The organism is Streptomyces sp. ISL-11 (assembly GCF_018614525.1).
Lineage (GTDB): Bacteria > Actinomycetota > Actinomycetes > Streptomycetales > Streptomycetaceae > Streptomyces.
Map to the genome: position 1 here is coordinate 1670 of NZ_JAGGOL010000131.1, position 22259 is coordinate 23928.

The following is a 22259-nucleotide window of genomic DNA, read 5'->3' on the forward strand; positions in this document are numbered from 1 at the left end:
GGGTGCGGGTGCGGGTGCGGGCGTGGGAGGGGAGGTGAGCGTGCTGATGGTGGCGTTCATGAACTGCTGAACCTCGCAACTGGTAGGAAAAACGGAACACGAAAACGGAAACGGAAACGGGAAACCACGGGCCACCACCGGAACACCGGCACACCCCATAAGCACGGGCACGGGCACGGGCAGGGGCACGGGCAGGGGATGCCGGTGCCGGTGGTCGCCCCCGCGCACGCCAGGGCGGGCATGCCGGCAGACGGCAAGCCCACCAGGAGCACCAGAACCCCGGGCGACACCGGAGCCCGGCGGATACCGAGTCCAGCCCGGCGGATACCGGAGCTCCGGCAGTACCCGGGCCCGGCGGGTACCGGAACCCGGCGGTACCGGAACCCAGCTACCCGAGCCGGGGGGGGGTACTGGAGCCCGGCGGGAGTGCCAAGGGCACTTGCCCACGGGTGCCAGGGCACCGCGGCTGCCAGGGCACCTGCCCCTGGGGTTGCGGGCCCGGCGGGTGCAGAAGAAGACCTCGGCGGACGCCGGGATCCCTCCGCCTCTCACCGGGACCCCTGGTGAGACCCCCGGGGAACGGACTCACACCGCACACCGGGCCGGGGTCACCACGCAGGCCGGGCCAGTACCAGGGCGGCCAACTGCCCATCCCACGCGTACCGCAGTCCCCAGGAGCTTGTGTGCCGGGCAGCAGGCCCGTACCGCCACACCACCCTGGCGGGCGCGAGGTGCGTAACGCAGGGCACGCCAGGCAGTAGGGCGCGCACCGGGCAGCGAACTCATACCGTCTGCCGGCTCCTACCGGGCGGCGAGTTTGTGCAAGGCAGAGCACCGTGCGGCGCGGAACGGGCCGGGGCCCTCGCCGGGAGCGTTCTCTACGGGGTCATGGTCACCGGACAGCGCTCCAAAGCGACGGCGTACGGCGGCGTACGGCACGGGCCGGGCCGGGCCGGGTCGGGTCGGGCCCAGACGATCCACGTGATCCACGTGATCCACGTGATCCAGGCGGCGCCGGCCGGGTGATGGCGGGCTCGGCGGGCCGGCGGGCTGCACGGGGTGCGCACGGCATGGCCGCGCGCGAAGTATCAGCGGGCTGGAAAGCACGGAATGGAACATCAAGGCAGTCCCCCATCAGACCTTGGTGAATCTCATCAAAGAACATCAACGACAGCGCAGCGACCGCCCCCAGTCACATCAACGGGACCAGGCCGGCCTCCACCACGCACCCACCACAAACCATTCAGCCACTCAGGCACTCAGGCACTGGGCCACTCGGTCACTCAGCTGCTCGGTCACTCAGATGCTCTGCTGCCCGGGTGCTCTGCTGTCCGGGTGCTTTGGTGGCCGGTCCTCCGGTCGCAGGCCGCTCGGCGACGAAGCCGCTCAAAGCCCACCCGGAACGCTGGGGACCGCTCAGGCAGCCCATCCCACCCCGGCATACCCAAACCCTCAGGGCGCGAAGCCGTGCACGACACTCATGCCGCCGGGAACACAGGGCCACTCAGATCACGCCCGCACCAACCAGGCCGTCGGCCGTCCGGACTGTCCGGGGCGTCCGGGGCACAGGGCCACACAGGCCACTCGGATCGCTCGGATCGCTCGGGACGAGCTGTGTCGCTCGGGCCGTTCACGATGGCCGGGCCGCAGGACCACCGGACTGCTCGACTGCTCGACTGCTCGACTGCTCGAGAGTGTTCCCCTGCTCGAAAGGCTTCGGGGCCGGCGGCAAGAATGGGACCCGCGGGATATTGGTGGTGCTGCCGGGGTGCGGCTCACACCGCAGGCGGCGGCGCCCATGGCGGTGGACGCGAGGAACTGGTTGCCGGGGGCCGGCACGTCAGGCGTGACCGAAGCGGAACCCGACACCGCGCACGGTGATGATCCAGCTCGCGGAACCCAGCTTCCCCCGCAGACTGCTCACATGGGTATCGATGGTCCGCCCAGGCCGCGACCAGGAATCATCCCAGACCTGCGTCATCAACTGCTTACGGGAGACGACCTTCTCCGGCCTTGACGCCAGCAGATGCAGCAGATCGAACTCCTTACGCGTGACCTCCACACGACACCCGCCCAACCGGATCTCCCGGGTCCCGGCATCAATACTGAGCGGACCACTGGTGATCACCTGCGCGGCCGGGACACCGAGCGGACGGGCCCGGCGCATCACCGCCTCGATACGGGCCATCAACTCCCTGAACCCATACGGCTTGACCACATAATCATCCGCACCCGCCTGCAACCCCAGCACCCGGTCCAGCTCACTGGCCCGCGCCGTCACAGCGATCACCGGCACATCACTGGCCACCCTGATCGCCCGGCATACCTCCAGACCATCCAGATCCGGCAACTCCAGATCCAGCAGCACCAGATCCGCCCCCCGGTACGCCTGCAACGCTTTACTGCCCGTCGCCGCCGTATCGGTGTCATACCCATGCCGGCGCAACCCCTGCGTCAACGACTCCGCGGCCCGGGCATCACTCTCGATCACCAGCACCCGCACCGTCCGCCCGCCCCGCCCACCTCCCACCACACCAGCAACCCCACCCGGCACAGCAACCGAGGCACCCGCCCCACGAAAGACACCCGAGACACCACGCGACAGCACGGCACCAGACGCAGGCACAGCACCAGAGGCAGGCAGCACGTCAGACACGGACACCGCACCAGCAACAGGCATAGAACGAGGAATTGATACGCCGTCAGAGGATGGCGCACCGCCCGGCGCGGGCACCGTGCACAGCGCCGGCGCCGCGCCGGGGGCAGGCGCCGCGCCGGGAGCGGGTGCCCTGTTGGGAGCGGGTGCCGCGTCAGGGGCAGGCGCCGCACCGGGAGTGAGCGCCACCCCCGGCGCCGGCGCTGCGCCGGGGGTGGGTGCCGCCCGGGGGCGGGGCACCCGCCGCTCACGTATATGAGGATCGAGAAGACTGGTCGCTTGCTGGTTCATCCGCTGCTCCTGCACGTCCACGCGGCACCGGAAAGACGCCACGAGCCGACCGTTCAACCCGAGATTACAAACCGGTGTGCCGGTTTGTCAAAGGTCTCCGATAGACCGCACCCCGGACACACAAGAGCTATTTCAGACACACTCCCCCACCCGGCAAGCATCCACCACCACCCGCCAGAACCCCCGCCCCGCACCCACCGAACACCCACCGCAAACCACCCGGGGTCGGGGCCCGGAACACCCCAGGCCCCCACCCCGGACGGACACCGGGACACCCGGGAAAAGCACCCCCCGCAGGCACCACGACACCCACCACGGGGCCACCGGGCGGACACCGGGGAACCGCGTACGAACCGGCACACAAACCAACGAGCAGGCCGGTGAAAAACTGGCGAACAGGCTGGTCAGCGCCCTGCTTTCACCCGCACCCCAAGGCACCGGGGCCCCAGGAGCGACGGCACCGGGGCCCCAGGAGCGACCATCACCCAAAGCAGAACAGGGACAGGCGCCCAGGGGCAGGGGAACACCCGCACAGCACAACCGGCCCCCACCCGCAGCCACCCCGGCGCGCTCCCCCGGCCGACCGCGGAAGCAGGCGCAGGACAAGCGCGGACCAGGCACCACGCACCACCGGCCCACACACCACAAGCCCGCGGGCACGGACCCACCAGGCCACGAGCCCCAGGCAGACAGCAGCCACGGCACAGGCACGCACGACCACAGCACGACCACAGACCGTGGCCATCCAACTAGAAATAAAACCAGTTAGTTGGTTTCATGTCTGCCACAACCCAACACCCCACCCGCCCACACCACCGACCCCACCCCCACCCCCGCCACCACCAAGACCCCCCACCACCCAGGAACCCCAATGACCAAACAAGAACGAGCCATCAACACCCGCCAAGCCCTCATCCGCTCAGCAGCCCACACCTTCGACCAACACGGCTACACCCGCGCCAAACTCGCCACCATCAGCCAACACGCCGGCGTCAGCAGCGGCGCCCTCCACTTCCACTTCGACACCAAAGCCGCCATAGCCCACGCCGTCGAAACCCACGCCACCCAAACCCTCCACCACCTCACCCACACCCCCCACCCCCACACCAACCCCCTCCACACCCTCATCCACACCACCCACCTCATCGCCCACCAACTCACCCACGACACCATCACCCGCGCCGGCTACCACCTCAACACCCACCAACCCCACACCCACCCCACCCACACCCCCCACCACCCCAACCTCCACACCCAATGGACCCACTACATCCACCACCACATCCACCAAGCCCACCAACAAAACCTCCTCCCACCCCACACCAACCCCCACCACCTCACCACCACCATCACCGCCGCCACCACCGGACTCACCACCCTCCACCAACACAACCCCACCTACCTCAACCCCACCACCATCACCCACCTCTTCCACACCCTCCTCCCCCACACCCACCACCAACACAACAACCACCACGAACAAACCCACACCCAATAAACACCCGGAAAACCAAAAGCTATAAGGAGAAACACCTGAAGCTGAGCACAACTCAATGAACTCCTACGGCAGTTGACGAGCGAGCAGTCCATGGCGGTCACAAGAAGTGACGGCAGCCCGGATACCGCCCTCATCAAGGCCAGGACCCGAGGGAGCCTAGCCTTGATGCAAGAATGCATCCATGGTCACAAAAACAGAGGGGAGCCGGATCCGGAGAGACATGCAGTTCCAGCAAGTGTTTAAGGGCACTGTCGTGAAGGTGCCCCGCCCGGTGCGACCGGGATCTTTGTGGACATCGGCCAGAGCATTGAAGGCTTCGTCGATGTCCTGCTGCCCCAACGGAGCGAGTCATGGCCGGTCGAAGAAACGGTCACCGAATTCGAGATCTGGTGAGCCGACAGCCGGAACCACGACAAAGCCCGAGACAACCCCACCCCACACCCTCCCGGGCATCAACCGCTACCAGACCAACGACGCCACCCCCACCCCCGGCGCCACCCGCCTAAGGACACCCGCACCACGCCGAGCGAGTCACCCATTCAGGTGAATTTGCGCGGTAGCCCCCATGAAGCGCTCGTGTGAGGAAAAGTTCCCTTGAAGGACGTACTTCGGCCCAGAGGGGTGGCCGATCAATGCCCGGTACGCAGGCCGTCAACGTTCGCCTGGAGCTCGGACAGGAGATCAGCCGGCTTCTCGACCGTCATCTGTGCACGGCCAGAGAGTGGTTTCCCCACCAATGGGTGCCCTGGGGGCAAGGCCATGACTTCGACGGGCCGCTCGGCGGAATTCCCTGGTCCGAGAGCCAATCACAGCTCCCCAGGGCAGTGCGCAGTGCGCTGGTCGTCAACCTCCTGACCGAGGACAACCTGCCTGGCTATCACCACGCGCTCCTCAGCGGACCCAGCGAAGAGGGCCCAATGATGCGGGCCCTGGCTCAAGACGGAGATTCAGGCCGTCGCGCCGGATCCCGATGGCCGGGCAGCCGACGAGATTCGGGCTGGAGACCTTGCAGCATGAAGCCCTCCAGCATCCGGAGCTGAGCATGCGAGAGCAGGTGAGGCCGGGCCCTTCCGGTGTCCCAGCATACGGAAAGGACCCAAGCCCTGGCATAGATCCGCGCGTTGTCGGAAACCTCCGCAAGGAGTTCCACAGCGGCTGGGCGGGTCCGCAGCACGTGCAGACGCACCTCCACCGGCTCCGGGCACCACCGCAAAGGCTTCAAATAGTCGATGTGCTGCCGTACGGTCAGGTAGACGAGCGGAGTCAGTGGATCACCGGTGCGAAGGTCGGCGACCTGCACACACAGGGCCGCCCGTGCCTCCTCCACATATGCGGCCAGCGCCGCGTCGCCTACCAGACCGTAGGCGTTGACGTCGGACCATCTCAGAGTGCAGCAGTGCTTGAACGCGCCCATTCCCTCCGCCTCGTTGCCGGCCCACCTGGCTGTGTAACTACCCCTGCCGGTCCTCGCCGATTCGGAGTGCCCTCATGCGTGAACCTCCTGTGGACCAGATCCGCCTGGCTGTTCAGGAGCTCGCGGCCGTGTTCGGCGTCGACATGCACGATCCTGCGTTCTCCGCCGACCCCTATTGCTTCGCCGCCCGCGCCCTGGAGGACGGACCTGTGCACCGGCTGCCCAGCGGCAGCGTCGCCGTGCTGGGGCACCGGGCGGCCGCGCAGGTGTTGCGGGACCCCCGGTTCGGCCACGGCGCCACGGCACTGTACGAGCGGACTGCGGCGGGCGCGCGGGCCCGTTCGTTCCTGCAGCTGGATGCTCCGGGGCACACCCGGTTGCGCGGCCAGGTCGCCGCACGGTTCGCGCCACGCCGGCTCACCGCCCTCCAGGAGCCGCTCCGTCGGCACGCCCAGGAGCTTGTCCACAGCCATGCCGGGCAGGAAGTGGACTTCATCACCGACTTCGCCGAGCCCCTGGCCATGTCCGCAATCAGCGATGTGCTCGGCGTGCCGGAGACGGACCGTGAGCGGTTCCGCCACGACTCCCGGCTCGTAGTGCGGGGCCTGGACGACGCCATATGCGCTGAGCCCGACCCGGTCATCGGCCAGGCCCGGTACCGCTTCGTCCGTTACTTTCGGACGCTGGCCGAACGGCGCCGTCAAGCGCCGGGCGACGACTTGGTCAGCATGATGATCGCAGGTGGAGCGGACACGGGCGAGCTGGTCACCACGTGCGGCCTGCTGCTGAGTGCTGGGTACGAGACCACCGTCAACCTCCTCGGCAGCACCGTGCTGGAGCTGGCACACGCGTCGGAGACCACCGGGTGGCAGCTCGCGGGGCACCTCGACACCCTCTTCGCGGTGGTGGAGGAGGCTCTGCGTCTGCACCCGCCGGTGCAGTTGACGGCTCGAAGTGCGCTGAGGGACACCGACATCACCGGCATTCGGGTACCGAAGGGCACCCTCGTGCTTGTCGTCCTGGCTGCCGCCAACCGTGACCCCGCCGTCTACGACGACCCCCATGCGTTCCTGCCCGGCCGCCACCTGCGAACCGCGGGATCCGGGAGGGGGCAGACGCCTCCACAGCACCTCTCCTTCGGTGCGGGACCGCATTTCTGCCTGGGCGCCCCCCTTGCCCGTCTCGAAGCACACATCGCCCTGGAGGCCCTGGCTCTCTGCCGGCCCGGGCTGGCGGACGGTTCGTGGACGTACAAGAACAGCCTGACGGTCAGAGGGCCGGAACGGCTGCCCGTGCGCTGGCGACCTCCGGGCCGACCGCAAGACCCGCCTGCCAACCCCCGATCCACTGGAGCCGCACCATGACGCAGTCTCTTTTCGACCAAGTGGCCGACGAGCTGGTGAAGGCCTTCCAGGTCGACCGCGAGGACATCACCCCGGACAGCACTCTTGAAGAACTGGGCCTCGATTCCCTCGCCCTGATGGAACTGACGGTCCGCTTCGAGGACCAGACGGGACTCGAGCTGCCGGATACCGAGGACGCACGGCTGGGTACCCGCTCGACGCTCGCCGACATCACCGCGGTCCTGGGGACAGTGCTGCCGTCGGGAGCCTCCGGCAGTCCGATATTTCCTCACCAGACACAGCCCGAGGGAACGTCGTGACCTCCCAGGAGGTAGCCGTCACGGGCTTGGGGCTGATCACTCCTGCCGGCGTCGGCCGGGAAGCCACCTGGCGCGGCTTGTGCCGGGGCATTTCGACCGCCCGGACCGACCCCGCCCTCCAGGGCCTGCCTGTCGACTTCTCCTGCCGCGTACCGGACTTCGACGCCGAAGCCCATGTCGGGCGGATCACCTGGCGTACGAACCGCTTCACCCACCTCGCGGTGGCGGCGGCACGCATGGCGGTCGAGGACGCGGGCCTGGAACCCGGTACATGGGACAACAGCCGGGTCGGCGTCATCATCGGGGTGGGCTCGGCCAGCATGGAGCACTGGTTGAGGGAGTACGCCAAGCTCGCCGCCGGCCGGCCGCGAGCCGTCTCACCGCTGATCCTGCCACGCTCCATCCCCAACATGGCCGCCGGTGAGATCGCGATGGACCTGGGCGCCATGGGCCCCAATCTGGTCGTCTCCACAGCCTGTGCCTCCGGCACCACCGCCCTCGGCGTCGCCAAGGACCTGCTGAACGCGGGACGCTGCGACATCATCCTGGCCGGCGGTTCGGAATGCCCACAAGCGTCGACGATGACGGCCGTGTGCTTCTCGCAGATGTCGACGCTCTCCCGGCGCCGCGACGACCCCGCGCGCGCCTCCCGTCCTTTCGACGCCGATCGGGACGGCTTCGTCCTGGGCGAAGGCGCCGCCGTGCTCGTACTGGAGTCTCCCCGGCACGCCCGGGCCCGCCGGGCCCGTTGCCGGGCCATGCTCGCCGGGTTCGGCGCCTCGGCCGATGCCCACCATCCCACGTCACCGGACCCGGACGGAGCGGGAGCGGTAGTGGCCATGCGTGCCGCACTGTCCGACGCCGGGCTGGGCGAGGGCGACATCGGCCACGTCAACGCGCATGGCTCATCCACACAGTCGAACGACCTCGCCGAGGCGCGGGCACTGCGCCGGGTCTTCCATGACCCCCCGCCCGTCACAGCCAACAAGGGCACGCTCGGTCACGCCATCGGAGGCGCCGGGGCGATCGAGGCCGCGTGCGCTGTACTGTCCCTGGAGGAGCAACTCATCCCGCCCACTGCCAATCTGGACCGGCTCGATCCGCGCATCGACCTCGACGTCGTGGCTACGGCGCCCAGGAAGCACCGGATGGACGCAGTCCTGAGCACGTCCTTCGGCTTCGGCGGCCAGAACGCCTGCCTGGTCCTGACGAAAGCGTGACCGCGTCAGGGCGGTGATACTCCCGGCCCGTCGTCGGCGCTCTCGCCGGTGACGCTCCCGGGCAGCCAGTACCAGGAAGCGGCCGCCGCGCACAGGCTGACCAGAGCCGCCACCACAGCGGCACGCGTCATGCCCGTCACGAACGCGTCCTCCGCACTGGCCAACAGGCGTCGGCCATCTGCCGCAGGCAGACGGGCCGCGGCAGCTGCCGCGGCCAGGATGTTGTCGGCGGCCGGTGCAAGAGCCTCGGGAGCGCGGGCCTGCCTGAGCACGACATGCATATGGCCGGTGTAGGCGGCGGCCAGGACCGAGCCCTGCACGGCGACACCGAGCGCGGCACCGACCTGCCGCGTGGCATCGTTGATGGCCGAGCCCAAACCGGCCCGGGCGGCCGGCATCGCGTCCATGACGCAGGCCGTCGCCGCCGGGGCGACCAGACCCGCCCCGAACCCGGCGACGCCCTGGAACACGGCGAGATGCCCGTACCCGGAACCCGTCCGGGTCAGGGCGAGGACGACGAACCCCGCGGCCACGATGCACAGCCCAGCCAGCAGCGTCGCCTTCTCACCCCATCGCGCCGACGACCACGCCGCGACGATCGCTCCCGCGATGAGTGCGGCGGGCAAGGGCAACGTCCGCACCCCCGCCTGCCACGGCGTGTAGCCCAGCACACCCTGCAGATAGAGGGTGGTAAGGAACAGGGCCCCGAACAGCCCGAAGGACATCAACGCCAGTGCGCCGGCCGCCATGCTGATCCGTGGCCGCCGCAGCAGTGGCAGTGGCAGCATCGGTGCCCGGCCGCGGTGCTCCCAGCCGGCAAAAGTCACCAGCAGCAGCGCCGCCACGGCGAAAGCGGCGAGCACGCCGGGGCTCGCCCACCCGCGGCTGGGGCTCTCGATGATCGCCCAGACCAGGGCCAGCAGGCCGGTCCCTGACAATGCCGCACCGGGCAGGTCAACACGCCCGTCCCTGACCGGGCGGACCGCCGGCACCAGCCACAGGGCGAGGACGGCGGCCGTCGCGGCGAAAGGGAGATTGACCCAGAACGCGGCCCGCCACGAGAACCGGGTCACCAGCCAGCCACCGATCACCGGCCCCAGCGCGCCTCCCAGCCCGCCGACCGCGGCCCACAACGCGATCGCCCGGCCACGCGACCGCCGTTGCGGAAAGAACCCGCTGACGAGGGACAGGGTCGCCGGCATCAGCAGAGCCGCCCCCGCTCCCATCCCGGCCCTTGAGACGATGACCTGCCCAGGCGTGGCGGCGAGCCCACCGACGACGGAAGCGAGGGCGCAGCCCATGAGTCCGCCGACGAACGCCCTCCGCCGCCCGATGCGGTCGGTGACGGCACCGACGGAGAGGACCAGTCCTCCCAGCACCAACGCGTAGGCGTCCACGACCCACTGGGTCTGCCGCATCGAGGCGTCCAGAGCGTCCCTCAGGCCCGGGACGGCGACATTGAGCACGGTCAGATCCATCCCGATCAGGAACAGCCCGAGGCATACAACGACGGCCGCGGCCCAGCGCCGTCGCACGGAAAGCCCGGAAAGACCCGTGAACACTCCGGAGACGACCACGACAGTCGTCTACCCACAAGCACCGCCCCGCAGCCGCGCCCGGCCGATTCCCCGGTCGAGTGGCGGGAGCAGCTTCTTCGATTGCTGCCTGCGGGTCGCCTCGGCGACCTGCTGTGCCGGGTCTGGCCCACGACCGGGGCCTAGTTGTGTTGTCCCGGGACGTTGGTGACGGGCAACATGCCCGTTCGTGGTGCTTGAACGGGTGAGGGCCTTCTGGGTTCGGTGTGGATTGCGACATCTGCACTGACCCGCAGGAGGCCCTCGTGTCCCACCGTAATGCCCCGCTGACCCCCGCTGGCAGACTGCGTCTGGCGCGGTGCGTCGTGGACGATGGATGGCCGCTGCGGCGGGCCGCTGAACGCTTCCAGGTCAGCCACACCACCGCAGCCCGCTGGGCCGGCCGCTACCGGCTGCACGGGACAGCGGGCATGCAGGACAGGTCCAGCCGCCCGCATCACCAGCCGCTCCGCACGCCGGCCGACGTGGAGGAGCAGGTCGTCCGTCTGCGGCAGGAACACCGCATCGGACCGCTGCGGCTGGCGGCCCGCGCCGGTATCGCGGCCTCTACTGCGCACCGGATTCTGCGACGCCACGGGCTGCCCGTTCTTGCCGTCCTGGACCGGGCCACCGGTGAACCAGTTCGCCGCTTCGAACGCGCCCGTCCAGGCGAGCTCGTCCACATCGACGTCAAGAAGCTCGGCCGCATCCCCGACGGTGGCGGCCACAAGGTCCTCGGCCGGGCAGAAGGCAGGAGGAACCGGACCAGCGCCGGATACGCCTACCTGCACACCGCCCTGGACGACCACACCCGACTCGCCTACACCGAGGACCTGCCCGACGAGACTGCCCCCACATGCGCCGCCTTCCTCACCCGCGCCGCCACGTGGTTCGCCGAACGAGGCATCACCGTCGAAAGGGTGCTGACCGATAACGCCTGGGCCTACACCAAGAACACCTGGCGCCAGACCTGCCGGGACAACACACCTAGGCCGTGTCCGGTGGGTCGTGTGGGCGACCCACCGGGTTTTACGACCTGGGGCCGCGCCACGCGGGCCGGGCCGGGCCGGACGGAGATGGCCACACATCCCATCGCCGACGCCGGGGCCCGGCCCGTGCGCCGGGTGACAAAGCCCGATAGCGGCCTTCGTTGCTTCCGTAGAGAAACTGTGGTCCCCGCGGATGTCCAAAGTGATGGCTGCACCCATTGGTCCCATGCTTCGCATTGGCGGGCGTGAGGCCGGGTCTGAGCGCCGGAATCATTGCCGCGCGCTGCCGCCCCGCTTCCACAGTCCCCTGAGAGGGCAGTCGCATGTGGATGGTTGACGCCGACGGGCGGGAAGCCTCATGCCGGTGTCCACCAGGACGCGGAATGTGGGAGGGCTCGATGAGCAACTGGCGGCGATGGATGGCAGTACTCGTGTCCACGATTGGATTGCTGGTGGGGGGCGTGGCGACCGCCGAGACGGCCCAGGCACAGATCGATGTCGGGTTTCGAGTACCCGCCCTAGGGGTTGGGGCTAGCGTCAGGGTCTCGGATCGGAACGTGAAGAGCGACGTGGTCCCCGTGGTGTGGGAGTGAGAAAGCGAACCAGGCGGGACAGCCGTCTCGGCGCCGGCCTCGCGTCCGGGGCGGTCCCCGAGACGGTCGCCGGGGACTCGCCGGGGGCGGTGAACGGGTTCGCTCTCCTGGAGAAGGTGACCACCCTGCCCGTTTCGACGTGGCGCTACACCTGGGACGAGCCCCACGTCCGGCACCTGGGGCCTATGGCGCAGGACTGGTGGGCCGCCTTCGGCCTGGGCGGCAGCGACACCACCATCTCCTGCACCGACGCCAACGGCGTGGCCCTGGTGGCGATTCAAGCCCTGCACCGCCGGCTCACCGACCTCCAGTGCCAGGTCGGGAAACTGGCCGAGCAGCTCAACAAGCTGGCTGCTGATTCACCGGACAGGCCCTAGGTGTATTGACTCGCAGCGTTGTTGACACGGCTGATGGGTGGGTGTCCGCCGAGTGCGGTGTGGCAACGGTGGTGGTTGTAGGCGTGGAGGAAGTCTGCCAGGGCCGTGGTGCGCTCGGTGTTGCTGGTGTAGGGCCGCAGGTAGGCCCATTCGTCGAGGAGAGTGCGGTTGAAGCGTTCGACCTTGCCGATGCTCCTATAGGTGTCAAGCGTGGTCAGGCCGCAGTTGCCAAGCCCTGTTGGGAGGGTGTCTGGTCTGGGATTCGGGGGACAAGCAGGCGGTAGATTTCGCGTGCGATGTGCCGTTTCAGGCAGCGGATGATCTTGGTCTTGGTCTTGCCCTCGGCTGTCCTGCGCGCGACGTAGGCGCGTGTGCGTGGTTCCCAGGCCATGCGGGTGACCGTGATCATGTAGAGGGCGTGATTGGCTTGCCGGTCGCCTCCGCGGTTGAGCCGGTGGCGGCTGGTTTTGCCGGAGGACGCTGGGATGGGGGCGACGCCGCAGAGGTGGGCGAAGGCCGATTCGGAGCGGAGCCGTTCGGGGTTGTCACCGACAGCGATGAGCAAGGCGGCGACCGTTTCGGCCCCAAGTCCTTTCACAGCCATGAGTTCGGCCGCTGCCTGGGTGACGAGCCTGTTGAGGTGGCGGTCGAGCTCTGTGATTTCGTCGTTCAGCTGTAGGTAGCGCAGGGCGATGGACCTCATCGACAGCTTGGTGACCGTGGCCAGGGTGTCCGGCTCAGCCCCCGGTCGCCACCTTGTGACAGTGCGGATCAGTTCCGCCCGGTGCAGCCCCATGAATGCACTCGCGGAGAGTGTCAGGAGCCGTCACGATCAGAGCCTTGAGCTGATTGATCGCTTGGGTGCGGGCTTTCATCGCGCTGCGGCGAGCGACCCTGAGGGTGCGGATCATCTCGACGGCACCGTCGCCGGTCTTCGGTATCGCGGTAGCCGTGCCGGCCTGCACCGCTCGTGCGGCGGCCTCGGCGTCCACCGCGTCGGACTTCCCGCGCCGCCGTCGTATCTGGCGGTCGGGTCGGTTGACCTCGACGACACGGTGGCCTCGCTGACGCATCCACCTGGACAAGCCAGCGCCGTAACAGCCCGTGCCTTCCAGCCCCACCTGGTCGATGGTGCCCATGCTTGTGGCCCAGGACTCCAGGCGGGCGTAGCCGTCCGGGGTCGAGGGAACGGCGAGGGTGCCCAGCCGACGGCCGAGCTGGTCAAGAGCGGCAGCGACATGGACGTCCGCGTGGGTGTCGACTCCGAGGGTCACGCTCGAGCTGGAACTGCTGGGCACCTGTCCTCCTGGCGGGTCCACGTGGATGGAGCCGCACCGACGGAGCACCGGGGACACAACTGCGATGAGGCGCGTGAGCCAGGCTCTTATCAAGTCACATCCGGCGGTCCGCCGGTGCAGCCGCAGGTGCTCTTCCGGCCGGCCGACACATCGGCAACAAGGCACGAACGGCCGGTTGGTCTGCGAGTCAGACCGGTCGGAAGAGTACCTTCAGATCCTCGCAGTTGGTCTGGGGCCGGTAGGCGCGGGTGAGCTTGCCGGCCGCGCCGAGATCGGCCAGGCCCTGTTGCCAGGCCAGCCCCCACCAGAGCGGCGCCGCCGGGCCGTAGCCAGAGCCCGGCGGCCAGTGACGAACGCCAGCGCGGCGAGCGACAGCCAGATCAGTTAGTCCGCGAGCAAGGGACTGTCCTGGGGTATCTCAGCCCACCGGTCGGGTGGCCCGGCGACCGCCCGCCGGTCGGGGACGGTGAGGCCGGCCTGGTCACAGGCGTAGGCCAGTTTGTCACCGTTCCAGTGCCGTGCCTGGTCGTCCCAGAGCCAGAAGCGGTGGGTCCAGTGACCTTCTGGTTCCTCTGCGCCCGGTGGCATGCCGATCTCCTCGCGATGGAGTCTGCGGCCGTTCTCGGCGAGGGTGCCGAAAGTGCCGCCCTTGGGGTTGAAGTAGACGCCGTAGGCCCGGCCGCCGCCGGTGGTCAGGGCGGTCAGCCAACTGTCGGTGGACAGCCCGTAAAAAGTCTGCTGGACCAGCACACAGCCACCCGGCACCGCGGTCACCGCCACGACCCGGGCACTGTGGTCCCAGTCGTCGTACGGGTCGTACTCCATGGGGCCCGGGTCCAGCGGGTCGGCACCGAGCCGGCGGACGGCCTCGGCCGGCTCGACCCCGGAGACGAACGCCACTGAGATGCCCTCGGTGTACAGGTCCTCGCCGAAGACCGCGGCCTGCTCGTCGGCTGCCTCGAACGCGGCAAGTTCGGCTTCGGTGAGCCGTGCGTGTGCCGGTGCGGTGTCCGCGAACAAGGGGGACAGGCGGGTGGTCAGCACGAGGCGGCCGGGTGACCAGCGGCCGATGCGGGGCGTCCAGGCATCCGCCCCGGCGGCCAGGAGGACGGCCGCGTTCGCCTCGGCTCCGTTGCACACGGCTGCCCACAGAGCTGTCTCACCCTGATCGTCGGTCCGGTCGACTTCGGTGACCCGCGTCACCAGTTCCCGCACCGAATCCGGGCTTCCGTGGACCGCGGCGCTATGCAGCGGCCATGTCTCAGGGGCGTCGGGGTCGGCCCCGGCGGCCAGGCGGGCCCGCACCACGTCCGGGTCGGCCCATGCCTCGTTCCCCATATGATCCCAGTCCGCCCGGTCCCGATCGACGGGGCGTGATGGGGGTGGCTGCGGAATGAACGGCGGCTCGGGCCGCGCCATGATCTCCTGCGGTCCCATGCTCAACCAGGCGAAGCCTTCCTCTTCGCCCTTCCGCGCCTGCCACGGCGGCAGGTCCGGCCAGATCTCCACCACCTGGGCTGTCGCAGCCCGCAGTGCGGTGCCGTCGAATTCCGTCCGCGTCTCCGGGACGCCGGCCGCAGGCCACTCGGTGACCAGGGTGAGAGGCCCTCCGGGAGGCAACTGCGACAGGTGCAGTTCGATGCCGTAATGGAAGACGCCCGACGAACCGTCGCGCAGTCGCAGGCAGGGACCCCCTGTGCGGCGGTCGGCGTGCCACGGGCTGGCGTCCAGCGTGCTGACGCGCAGTCCGTCGGCCAGCAACACGCTGAAGCGCAGCCCGCCCGGGCCGCCACCACGGTCCCCACCGGCCCGGCGCTTGAAAACGTTCAGCCGGATGCCCAGCGAAGCGGGCCAGACCTCCCAGCCGGTCAGCAGGATGCGCGTATCCGGCCCTGTGCCGACCTCGGCGGTGTGCGGAAGCCGGGCCGGCACGAACCACTGTTGCGGCGGAAAGGGCTCATCGTCATCCGCCGGGTAGGTCGAGAGCAAACGATCACCATTCATGGGGCGATCCTGACACCCACCACTGACAACACCACTTCACCTGTCAGTGGCAGGTGTGGGCGTACGGACGGAGGCGGACACCCCGAGTTTCGCGGCAGCGCGGCACGTCACCCGGCCCACACCCACCACCGCGGCCTCAGCCGACTTCCAGCACGGGGTGCTCCGGCTCGGTCATCCAGCGCATGACGGCGAGGGGCAGCGCGGGGTTGCGAGCTGCTTCGCCTGCGGTTCGGGAGTCCCTCAGTAGGCGGACCAACGTGCGTGCCGGCAACCGCGGGCACCGGGCCGCTGCCCGCCACACCCGCTCGCGTGGGTCGTCGAGGAGCCGCACCGCCGCGGCGGCGGACAGCCTGGGATCGGTCGCGGCCCGCCACCGTACGTCCTCGTTCGGGTCCCGGCTGAGGTGTTCCACCAGCTCGGGCGTGGACTCCGGGTCGTCCAAGGCCAGTTGTCGCATCCGCGGGTTCGGGTCGTCGGCGTACCGCAGGAGGCCCTGGCGCGGGAAGTTCGGGTGCGTGCGCGGTCGCCCGGGGTGGGAGAGGCTGCCGTCCCACCAGCCCCACACCTCCAGCAGCATGTCGGCCGGGGCGTCGTCGCAGGATTCGGCGAGGAAGAGGCGTACGACGCGGTCCTCGTCCCGGCCGAGGAGTTCGACGGCGTCCGGGGGAAGACGCTTGGCGCGGGCGGCGCTGCTGCGTACCAGGAGGTGGGAGGAGGCGGCGCAGCGGCGCATGGCCTCCGGGTCGTCGTGGAGCGCCCTGACCCAGGCGAGCTCGCCGCGCATACCGCTCGGGTCGATGTCGACGCGGACCGCGGCGCGCTGCTCCTCGGTGAGGTCGGGCCGTACGGACACCTGGAGGCGTACGTCGTCGTCCTCGTCATCGGCGAGGGCGGCGAGGAGGTCCGGGTCCAGGTGCGGGTTCGACGCGAGGGAGAGGCGCAGGCCGGGATCGTCGTGCGTGGCGAGGTGCTCGGCCAGGTCGCGGGTGAGACGGCACTCCTCGGCCGCGCGGCGGGCCAGATGCAGCAGGGTGTCGAAGACCGCGCGCGGCATCGGCCGGTCCTGGTGGTGGCGCAGGGCCGCCGCCTCGCGGACCTGGTGCTCGGGATCGGCGAGCAGACTCTCCCTCCGCCGGCGGTCCAGGTGCGGCCAGGAAAAGCGGCACAGGCCCGCACGTACGCGCGGGTCGGGGTCGGCGGCCAGCGCGGTGGCGAGCCGCGCGGGCAGGCCGGGCAGGCGGGCGGTCTCGATACGGACCTGGGCGTCGGGGGCGGTGGCGAGCTTTTCGTACCCGGCGTTGGTCAGCCCGGCATGCGCGTTCTCGGTGAGCATGGCGAGCTGGAAGAGGTGCTTGGGATCCCGTTCGTCGAGCAGCAGGCGGTCCCACTGCTCGGCCGTCAGGTCCTGCCGGATGTCGGCGAGCGCCCCGCGTACCTGCCACGACGGGTGGGCGACGGCGGCATCGATCACAACAGCTGGTAGGTCGCCCCGCCAGAAGTGGTGGGCCGTCAGGCCCACCAGCCGCAGCAGCACCTCCTCGTCCGCCGCCTCGTTGAACGCCAGACTCTCCGCCCACACCTGGCACAGCCGCTCCGTGGCCGGGAACCGGCGGACCAGCGAATCCCAGGCGGCCTCCCGCTCCTCGGGCGTCTCCCGCGCCTCGGCCCGCGCAGCCTCCTCCTGCTGCTCCTTGACACAGTCCACGGCCACGAGCCAGATCTCGTACTCCTGGGAGGTCACGCCGAGCAGCGCGTCGCCGTCGGTCGAGGCCGTGACGAACTCCGGCCGTCCGGGGCGGTCCCCCAACACTCCCGCCAGGTCCCATTTCTCGGTGAGCCGTACGCGCGTCCACTGGCGAGGCCCGCTGCAGGTGCAGGTGTGGGAGGCGGCGACGTCGACGAGGAACACGCCGTCCTCGCCGATCACCCCGCGCTCGACTGCCAGCCGGTGCCACTGTGCGTTCAGCTCGGCGACAAGGTCGGGCCGGGCCTGCAGTACGGCCACGGCCGGCTCTGCCTCGTAGGCGATGACCGACCGCCAGGCGGCGCGCGGCGGCAATACGTCCTCGGCCCGCCCGTCGCCCACGGTCTCCAGCCCGGCGCGCTCCAGCAGTTCCGCGAGCCCGTCTCCTCCACACGTCATGGGGGTCCATCCTGCCCGGACCGCCGCGCCTCCGGTCCTCCGGGGCGGGCGTCGTGACGGCGGCCGCGTCCCGGCGCCCGCCCACCGCCGGCACTTCGTCTGTCTCCGGCGCGCCCGCACCGGCGCCCGAACTTCCGTACCCGCCCCCGCGTCTGCCGTACCTGCGGTGCCCGTCGCCGGGGCCCCGGCGGCGGGCGGGGTGTCTCCGACCGGCGGCACGGCCCGATTTAGCCCACGGCGAGCTTGTCGTACCTCGTGGCCAACGCGCGGTGTCGCTTGAGTCTGTTGATCCCGCAATCGACCGCGTGACGTTGCTTCTATTACCTGGTCTCGAAGGCGTACTCACGTCCGCCGCCGCTGCCTCGCTTACGCCGGTTGGCCGCCTGGTTGGCCTTGATCGGCATCGGGCCCTTGATCCGGCGTCGGCGCAGGTAGGCATGGTCGGCCTGGGACGTAAGGCCTTGGCCGCCAGCACCCGGTCCAGGCGGGGGCGCGGGCGCCCCCGCCGAGGCGCGGGGCGCGGATGCGCTCGAGGATCGGAATGAACTGCGGGCTATCGCCACACTGTCCGCCGGTGAGCACCAGCGCCATCAGCTCGCGGCCCTGCTCCAGGCAAGGTGCAGCTTCGTGGTCCACCTGCCCGCGAGCGCCCGAGCGCGTGATCGTCTGGCTCGCCCTGGACGGGGTGATCCCGCCGGGCGCCGGCGGCGTTGCTGGTGCGCCCGCGTGATCTTGGAGTCGACCGAGACTCCCATGTGATCAGCCCGCGGGCATCCGCCCGTGCCTGCAGCGCGGTGACCGGCTTCGCCCACACCCAGCCAGTTGCCACCGACGGCGCACCGACCCGCGCGCGCCAGCGCACCCCGTTGGCCAACGCCGCCGCGGGAACCAGCGGTCGGCCCGGCACCGCCCCGACCGGCAGCAGCGGTTCGAGCACGTCCACTGGGTGTCGGTCAGATCAAAGCGGGCGCCAGCCAGTACCGTCCCAACCGCGATCCCCGGTACTGATGGTCACCTTGGTCGACGACATCACCTACCAGAGACAAGCTCCGCCAGGTGATGCAGCGAGTTGGTGAGATGCTCAGGGCCGAACGGCGGGAACTGGAGGTACTCCCGGATGAACTGCGGCACCGCCGACCAGTCGTAGGTGAGCGTGACCTCAGTCTCGGCCGGACCGAGCGGCGCAAGGTCGTAACGCCAGCTCCAGCCGCCGAACTCCAGATGACCGTCGCCCTTCTCCTCCCCCGTCAGCCAGCCAATGGCGCGCGGCGGGTCGAGCACGTGGACCTTGTTGGCCACCTGGTAGTCACCGTTTGGATGGTTGGCGTGATACATGTCCATCCGGAAAATCTGCCCCACCTCGGTCAGCGGCGCCTGGTCGACAGCTTCCTGAACCCAGCCGGTGCCATCGATCGCAGAATGGGTCGTCGGGTCCGCCAGCACCGCGAACGCCCTCGCGGCGGACACGGCGACAGTCAGGGTGGCGCTCACGTTCTCCTGGTCCACGGTGTGCACGCTCCTTGTCATCTCATCTCGGGCCTCTCGCAGGCGCGGACGGGGGACGTTCCCAACATGCAGACGACGCGGCGAGGCGGAACTCATCGGTCGTGTGGGCGGAACCCGCACCCGTGCCACCAATGGCCGGCTTGTAAGGGTCAAGTTTCGAGGGCCGGGGAGGCAGTCTCACTCATACGCATCCTGCGACACGCCACCGCGACCAGACCGTGATTAGCTGTGCTTAATCCCCTGATCAATGACGCTCGGTGAGCGGGGGCTGGGGTAGTTGGAAAGTCACTTTCCGTCTCGTTGGTCAGCGCCCCGGGGCTTCCCGCAGCGCGGGCGTGGCGGCCTCGGGTGTCAGCGTTCCGGCAATCGAGTCAGGCCGAGCAGACCGCAGACGATGGCAAAGAAGATCAGCTGTCAGCGATCGCGAAATTCCCCAAGGTTTCTCGCGAGGTTGCCCTCGGCGTCCGCGATGTCGCCGTCGTGGACGGGCAAGGGGAAGCCCTTTGGTCCGGCGAGCTCCACGACGGCGCCAGCGTCCCGGAACCGTGTCCTTCTCGATGTCCCGATCGTTGCCGTGTAAATGGAAATTTCGGGGTTGCTGGTACGGGCGAGGGCGGGGTGGCGTATGGGTGCGGCGACGCGGGCCAGGTCAGCGCGGAAGCGTGCGCTGCTGGTCGGTACCGGACTGGGTGCGGTGGCGTTGTCGGCGGCCCCGGCGCACGCGATCATCGGCATCGGCAATCCGGCCTCCAGCAACTTCTGCGCCGTTGAGGGAGGGCCGAGGGCAGCTGGTGCGACACGTTCCAGCGCGGGAACGCTGGCGGGCAATGCCGGGCAGCTGCCACTGGGGCTGCCACGGAACCACTGCGGCAACAGTGGGCTCACCTGCGCCGTGGCCAGTACGCTGAGCGTGCTCGCCGCCATTGACGACTTGACACCTCTCCAGAAGTGATGCTTGTGCTGTGGCAGACTGTGTCCATCGGCTGTGGTGAGCGGTGACGATGCCGCTGGTTGCGGGCCTGTCGGCGGATGATCCGGCGATGCGGGAATGGCTCGCGGCGACCGGCCGTTCCACCACCGCGCTCCAGGAACTCGCGCAGCGGCGCCCCGGGTGCGGACTGTCCCGGGCGCTGGTCGTGCTGGCGACCGACGAGGCGCTGGACGATGCGAGGCTGCGCAGCGAGCTGGTGCTCGCCCACCGGGACGCCACACGGGCGGGTGCGCGGGAGCAGTCCCTGGTGTACACGATCTATTTGTTCACGCACCGGCATTACCAGGCCACTGCGGATCACCTCATCGTGCATTTCGCGCAGTTCCCGGCCGACGAGATCGCGGGCAGTATGCTGAGCGCCTTCGACCTGGCCGGCCCCCTGGAGTACCGGAAGCACGGCCACGCTCTCGCCGAGCGGCAGTACGCGCTCGCCGGGCCGGAGTCCTGGGCGTGGGCGTCCTGGCTGGCCGGGGCGCGGGCCGAGCAAGGACGTCCCGATGACGCCTGGGCCCTGGCCGAGCACGCCCTGGAGCTGAACCCGCGCGCGGGCCCGGCCGTCCATGCCCGCGCGCACGCCGAGCATGACTACGGCTCGGGACCGGCCGCCACAGCCTTCGTCGACACGTGGCTCGCAGCCGACCCGCAGGCGGTGCAGCGCCGTCACCTGCAATGGCACGCGGCCTTGCAGTCCATTGCCGCCGGTGACTTCGCCGATGCCCGCCGCCGCGCCGATACGGAGCTTCATGACGGGGACGTGGGCATGCGCTCGGCCACCAACTGGCGTCTTCTGCTCGCCGGGCAGACGCCCGCCCGTATCGCCGAGCTCGATCACATCCAGCGGCTGCTGGCCGAGCCCGGTGGCTGGGCCGAGGTCTTCCACACCTTCCAGCTCGCCCTCGGCCTGGCGGTGGCCGCCGACTCCGACGCCCTGCACGTCCTGGCCCGCCGGGCCGCGGGCGACCCCCGCCCCGACTACGCCGAGGTGCTCGCCCCCGTCGCCCAGGCCCTGGCCCACCTCACCACAGGCCGCCCAGGAGCAGCCGTCGACCTCCTCACCGCACTCGGCGACCAGGCCGAACGCATCGGCGGCGTGAGCGTCGAACGCGAAATCATCCAGGACACCCTCGCCCGCGCTCTCGTCGACGCCGGCCAACCACAGCGCGCCGCCCACCTGCTCCACCACCGCACCGCCACCCGCCACCACCACGCCTACGAAGACCTCCTCCTCACCGCGCAAGCCTCTGCCACGAACCCAGCCGGGCACCGGACGGCGATGGCCCGGCTGGATGGCGTGGTGCCGGCACCCCGAAAGACCACGCCCACTTGAAATCGCTGTTCAGCGTGGTGGCGTGATCGTTTTTCGGCGTACTCATACTGGTCGTGGGCGGCTGTCTGCGGTGTAGATCATCTGGCAGGAGGTTTCGCGGGTTTCCTCTCGGCGCCCTCCACGCGCCTTCTACGATCCGCTCCATGGCGGATCCCGAGGCGCACGAACGGATCGCCGCGCGACGCGCGGAGTTGGACGAACTCGAAGAACGGCTGGCCAAGCAGCTGGCCGAGGTGCGGCCCGAGCGGGACGAACTCGGCGTCGCCGAACGGGTCTGGCAGCGGATGAGGGAACAGGTCGCCCAGGAGCGCGCTTCCGCTCGTCACCAGCCGGAGCACACCGCAAAACGATCACACCAGACCACTGACCAGCAACTTCAAGTGAGCGGGGCCTCCTGGATGTCGGGGCTGTCAGGCGAGGGTGGTGGGGGCGAGGCGGATGGTGTGCGACTGCTGCTGGGCTGACTGTGCAGTCCCAGCTCATCCTTGACGCCGTTGGTGCTGGACTTGCTTGACGGTCGCGGGAGATTTCTGACGGTCCGGGCACATCCCTGACGAGCGCCGCTCGTTGTGCGGGCATGGGCGAGATAGCTGATCCTGCGGAGACCGCCGCGGAGGACTGGACGGTCGAGCACCGGTTCCGGGCCGTGGTGGAGGTGCTGGACGGCTCGCCGGTGACCGAGGTCGCCCGCCGCTACGGAACTTCACGGCAGTCC

15 protein-coding genes and 3 pseudogenes are annotated in these 22259 nt (G+C 69.6%); 10 read left to right on the forward strand and 8 right to left on the reverse strand.

Annotation, left to right across the window (positions count from 1 at the left end; genetic code table 11):
• Positions 1-1840 precede the first annotated feature (1840 nt).
• Positions 1841-2497, reverse strand: a complete 657-nt coding sequence (locus J7E86_RS24170; RefSeq protein ID WP_308312711.1) for a response regulator transcription factor — start codon at positions 2495-2497, stop codon at positions 1841-1843.
• Positions 2498-3818: 1321 nt separating this feature from the next.
• Here J7E86_RS24170 and J7E86_RS24175 point away from each other — a divergent pair.
• Positions 3819-4445 (forward strand): ScbR family autoregulator-binding transcription factor, encoded by a 627-nt coding sequence (locus J7E86_RS24175; protein WP_215084158.1) that lies wholly within the window; start codon positions 3819-3821, stop codon positions 4443-4445.
• A 632-nt stretch (positions 4446-5077) separates the two neighbouring features.
• A complete protein-coding gene (locus J7E86_RS24180) occupies positions 5078-5485 on the forward strand; it encodes an acyl-ACP desaturase (protein WP_215084160.1) in 408 nt (135 codons plus the stop codon).
• On the opposite strand, the gene J7E86_RS24185 is transcribed toward J7E86_RS24180, so the two are convergent.
• A complete protein-coding gene (locus J7E86_RS24185; RefSeq protein ID WP_215084162.1) occupies positions 5380-5859 on the reverse strand; it encodes a thioesterase family protein in 480 nt (159 codons plus the stop codon). The genes J7E86_RS24180 and J7E86_RS24185 overlap by 106 nt on opposite strands.
• A 74-nt stretch (positions 5860-5933) precedes the next feature.
• On the opposite strand from J7E86_RS24185, the gene J7E86_RS24190 reads away from it, so the two are divergent.
• From J7E86_RS24190 to J7E86_RS24200, 3 genes are read left to right on the forward strand one after another with little or no spacing between them, the layout of a single operon-like run.
• Positions 5934-7223 carry a cytochrome P450 gene (locus J7E86_RS24190; protein ID WP_215084164.1) on the forward strand — a complete coding sequence of 430 codons (1290 nt, stop codon included), beginning with the start codon at positions 5934-5936 and terminating at the stop codon, positions 7221-7223.
• Complete coding sequence (locus J7E86_RS24195) at positions 7220-7522, forward strand: acyl carrier protein (protein WP_215084166.1); 303 nt, start codon at positions 7220-7222, stop codon at positions 7520-7522. The genes J7E86_RS24190 and J7E86_RS24195 overlap by 4 nt, the downstream gene beginning before the upstream one ends.
• Entirely contained in the window at positions 7519-8742 is a 1224-nt protein-coding gene (locus tag J7E86_RS24200) for a beta-ketoacyl synthase (RefSeq protein WP_215084168.1), read from the forward strand. The genes J7E86_RS24195 and J7E86_RS24200 overlap by 4 nt, the downstream gene beginning before the upstream one ends.
• Positions 8743-8747: 5 nt before the next feature.
• On the opposite strand, the gene J7E86_RS24205 is transcribed toward J7E86_RS24200, so the two are convergent.
• The gene (locus J7E86_RS24205) at positions 8748-10319 is read right to left on the reverse strand and encodes an MFS transporter (RefSeq protein ID WP_308312712.1); all 1572 of its coding nucleotides are present in this window, start codon (positions 10317-10319) and stop codon (positions 8748-8750) included.
• A gap of 263 nt (positions 10320-10582) precedes the next feature.
• Here J7E86_RS24205 and J7E86_RS24210 point away from each other — a divergent pair.
• Positions 10583-11281 (forward strand): annotated as a pseudogene (locus J7E86_RS24210) (IS481 family transposase); the annotation flags it as partial.
• Positions 11282-11894: 613 nt separating this feature from the next.
• On the forward strand, positions 11895-12275 hold the full coding sequence (locus J7E86_RS24215) for a tail fiber domain-containing protein (protein ID WP_215084170.1): 381 nt from the start codon (positions 11895-11897) through the stop codon (positions 12273-12275).
• Here the strand turns inward: J7E86_RS24215 and J7E86_RS24220 are convergent.
• The 5 genes and pseudogenes from J7E86_RS24220 to J7E86_RS24240 all read right to left on the reverse strand — a co-directional run.
• Positions 12272-12463 (reverse strand): annotated as a pseudogene (locus J7E86_RS24220) (integrase core domain-containing protein); the annotation flags it as partial. The gene J7E86_RS24215 and the pseudogene J7E86_RS24220 overlap by 4 nt on opposite strands.
• A 26-nt stretch (positions 12464-12489) precedes the next feature.
• Positions 12490-13573 (reverse strand): annotated as a pseudogene (locus J7E86_RS24225) (IS110 family transposase).
• Positions 13574-13957: 384 nt separating this feature from the next.
• Positions 13958-15577 carry an ankyrin repeat domain-containing protein gene (locus J7E86_RS24230; protein WP_215084172.1) on the reverse strand — a complete coding sequence of 540 codons (1620 nt, stop codon included), beginning with the start codon at positions 15575-15577 and terminating at the stop codon, positions 13958-13960.
• Positions 15578-15713: 136 nt separating this feature from the next.
• Positions 15714-17720, reverse strand: a complete 2007-nt coding sequence (locus tag J7E86_RS24235) for a PE-PGRS family protein (RefSeq protein WP_215084174.1) — start codon at positions 17718-17720, stop codon at positions 15714-15716.
• A 1029-nt stretch (positions 17721-18749) separates the two neighbouring features.
• Positions 18750-19226, reverse strand: a complete 477-nt coding sequence (locus J7E86_RS24240) for a polyketide cyclase (protein ID WP_215084176.1) — start codon at positions 19224-19226, stop codon at positions 18750-18752.
• A 625-nt stretch (positions 19227-19851) separates the two neighbouring features.
• Between J7E86_RS24240 and J7E86_RS24245 the strand changes: the two genes are divergently transcribed.
• From J7E86_RS24245 to J7E86_RS24255, 3 genes are all read left to right on the forward strand, one after another.
• Entirely contained in the window at positions 19852-20178 is a 327-nt protein-coding gene (locus J7E86_RS24245; RefSeq protein WP_215084178.1) for a chaplin family protein, read from the forward strand.
• Positions 20179-20227: 49 nt separating this feature from the next.
• Positions 20228-21544 (forward strand): hypothetical protein, encoded by a 1317-nt coding sequence (locus J7E86_RS24250; RefSeq protein WP_215084180.1) that lies wholly within the window; start codon positions 20228-20230, stop codon positions 21542-21544.
• A gap of 143 nt (positions 21545-21687) precedes the next feature.
• Positions 21688-22008 carry a hypothetical protein gene (locus J7E86_RS24255; protein ID WP_215084186.1) on the forward strand — a complete coding sequence of 107 codons (321 nt, stop codon included), beginning with the start codon at positions 21688-21690 and terminating at the stop codon, positions 22006-22008.
• The last annotated feature ends 251 nt before the right edge of the window (positions 22009-22259 follow it).

Excerpts from the sequence above, each read along its gene's own strand:
- J7E86_RS24175 (WP_215084158.1), top strand. The coding sequence starts at position 3,819 with ATGACCAAACAAGAACGAGCCATCAACACCCGCCAAGCCCTCATCCGC.
- J7E86_RS24180 (WP_215084160.1), top strand. The coding sequence starts at position 5,078 with ATGCCCGGTACGCAGGCCGTCAACGTTCGCCTGGAGCTCGGACAGGAG.
- J7E86_RS24185 (WP_215084162.1), bottom strand. The coding sequence starts at position 5,859 with ATGGGCGCGTTCAAGCACTGCTGCACTCTGAGATGGTCCGACGTCAAC.
- J7E86_RS24190 (WP_215084164.1), top strand. The coding sequence starts at position 5,934 with ATGCGTGAACCTCCTGTGGACCAGATCCGCCTGGCTGTTCAGGAGCTC.
- J7E86_RS24195 (WP_215084166.1), top strand. The coding sequence starts at position 7,220 with ATGACGCAGTCTCTTTTCGACCAAGTGGCCGACGAGCTGGTGAAGGCC.
- J7E86_RS24230 (WP_215084172.1), bottom strand. The coding sequence starts at position 15,577 with ATGAATGGTGATCGTTTGCTCTCGACCTACCCGGCGGATGACGATGAG.
- J7E86_RS24235 (WP_215084174.1), bottom strand. The coding sequence starts at position 17,720 with ATGACGTGTGGAGGAGACGGGCTCGCGGAACTGCTGGAGCGCGCCGGG.
- J7E86_RS24245 (WP_215084178.1), top strand. The coding sequence starts at position 19,852 with ATGGGTGCGGCGACGCGGGCCAGGTCAGCGCGGAAGCGTGCGCTGCTG.
- J7E86_RS24250 (WP_215084180.1), top strand. The coding sequence starts at position 20,228 with ATGCCGCTGGTTGCGGGCCTGTCGGCGGATGATCCGGCGATGCGGGAA.
- J7E86_RS24255 (WP_215084186.1), top strand. The coding sequence starts at position 21,688 with ATGGCGGATCCCGAGGCGCACGAACGGATCGCCGCGCGACGCGCGGAG.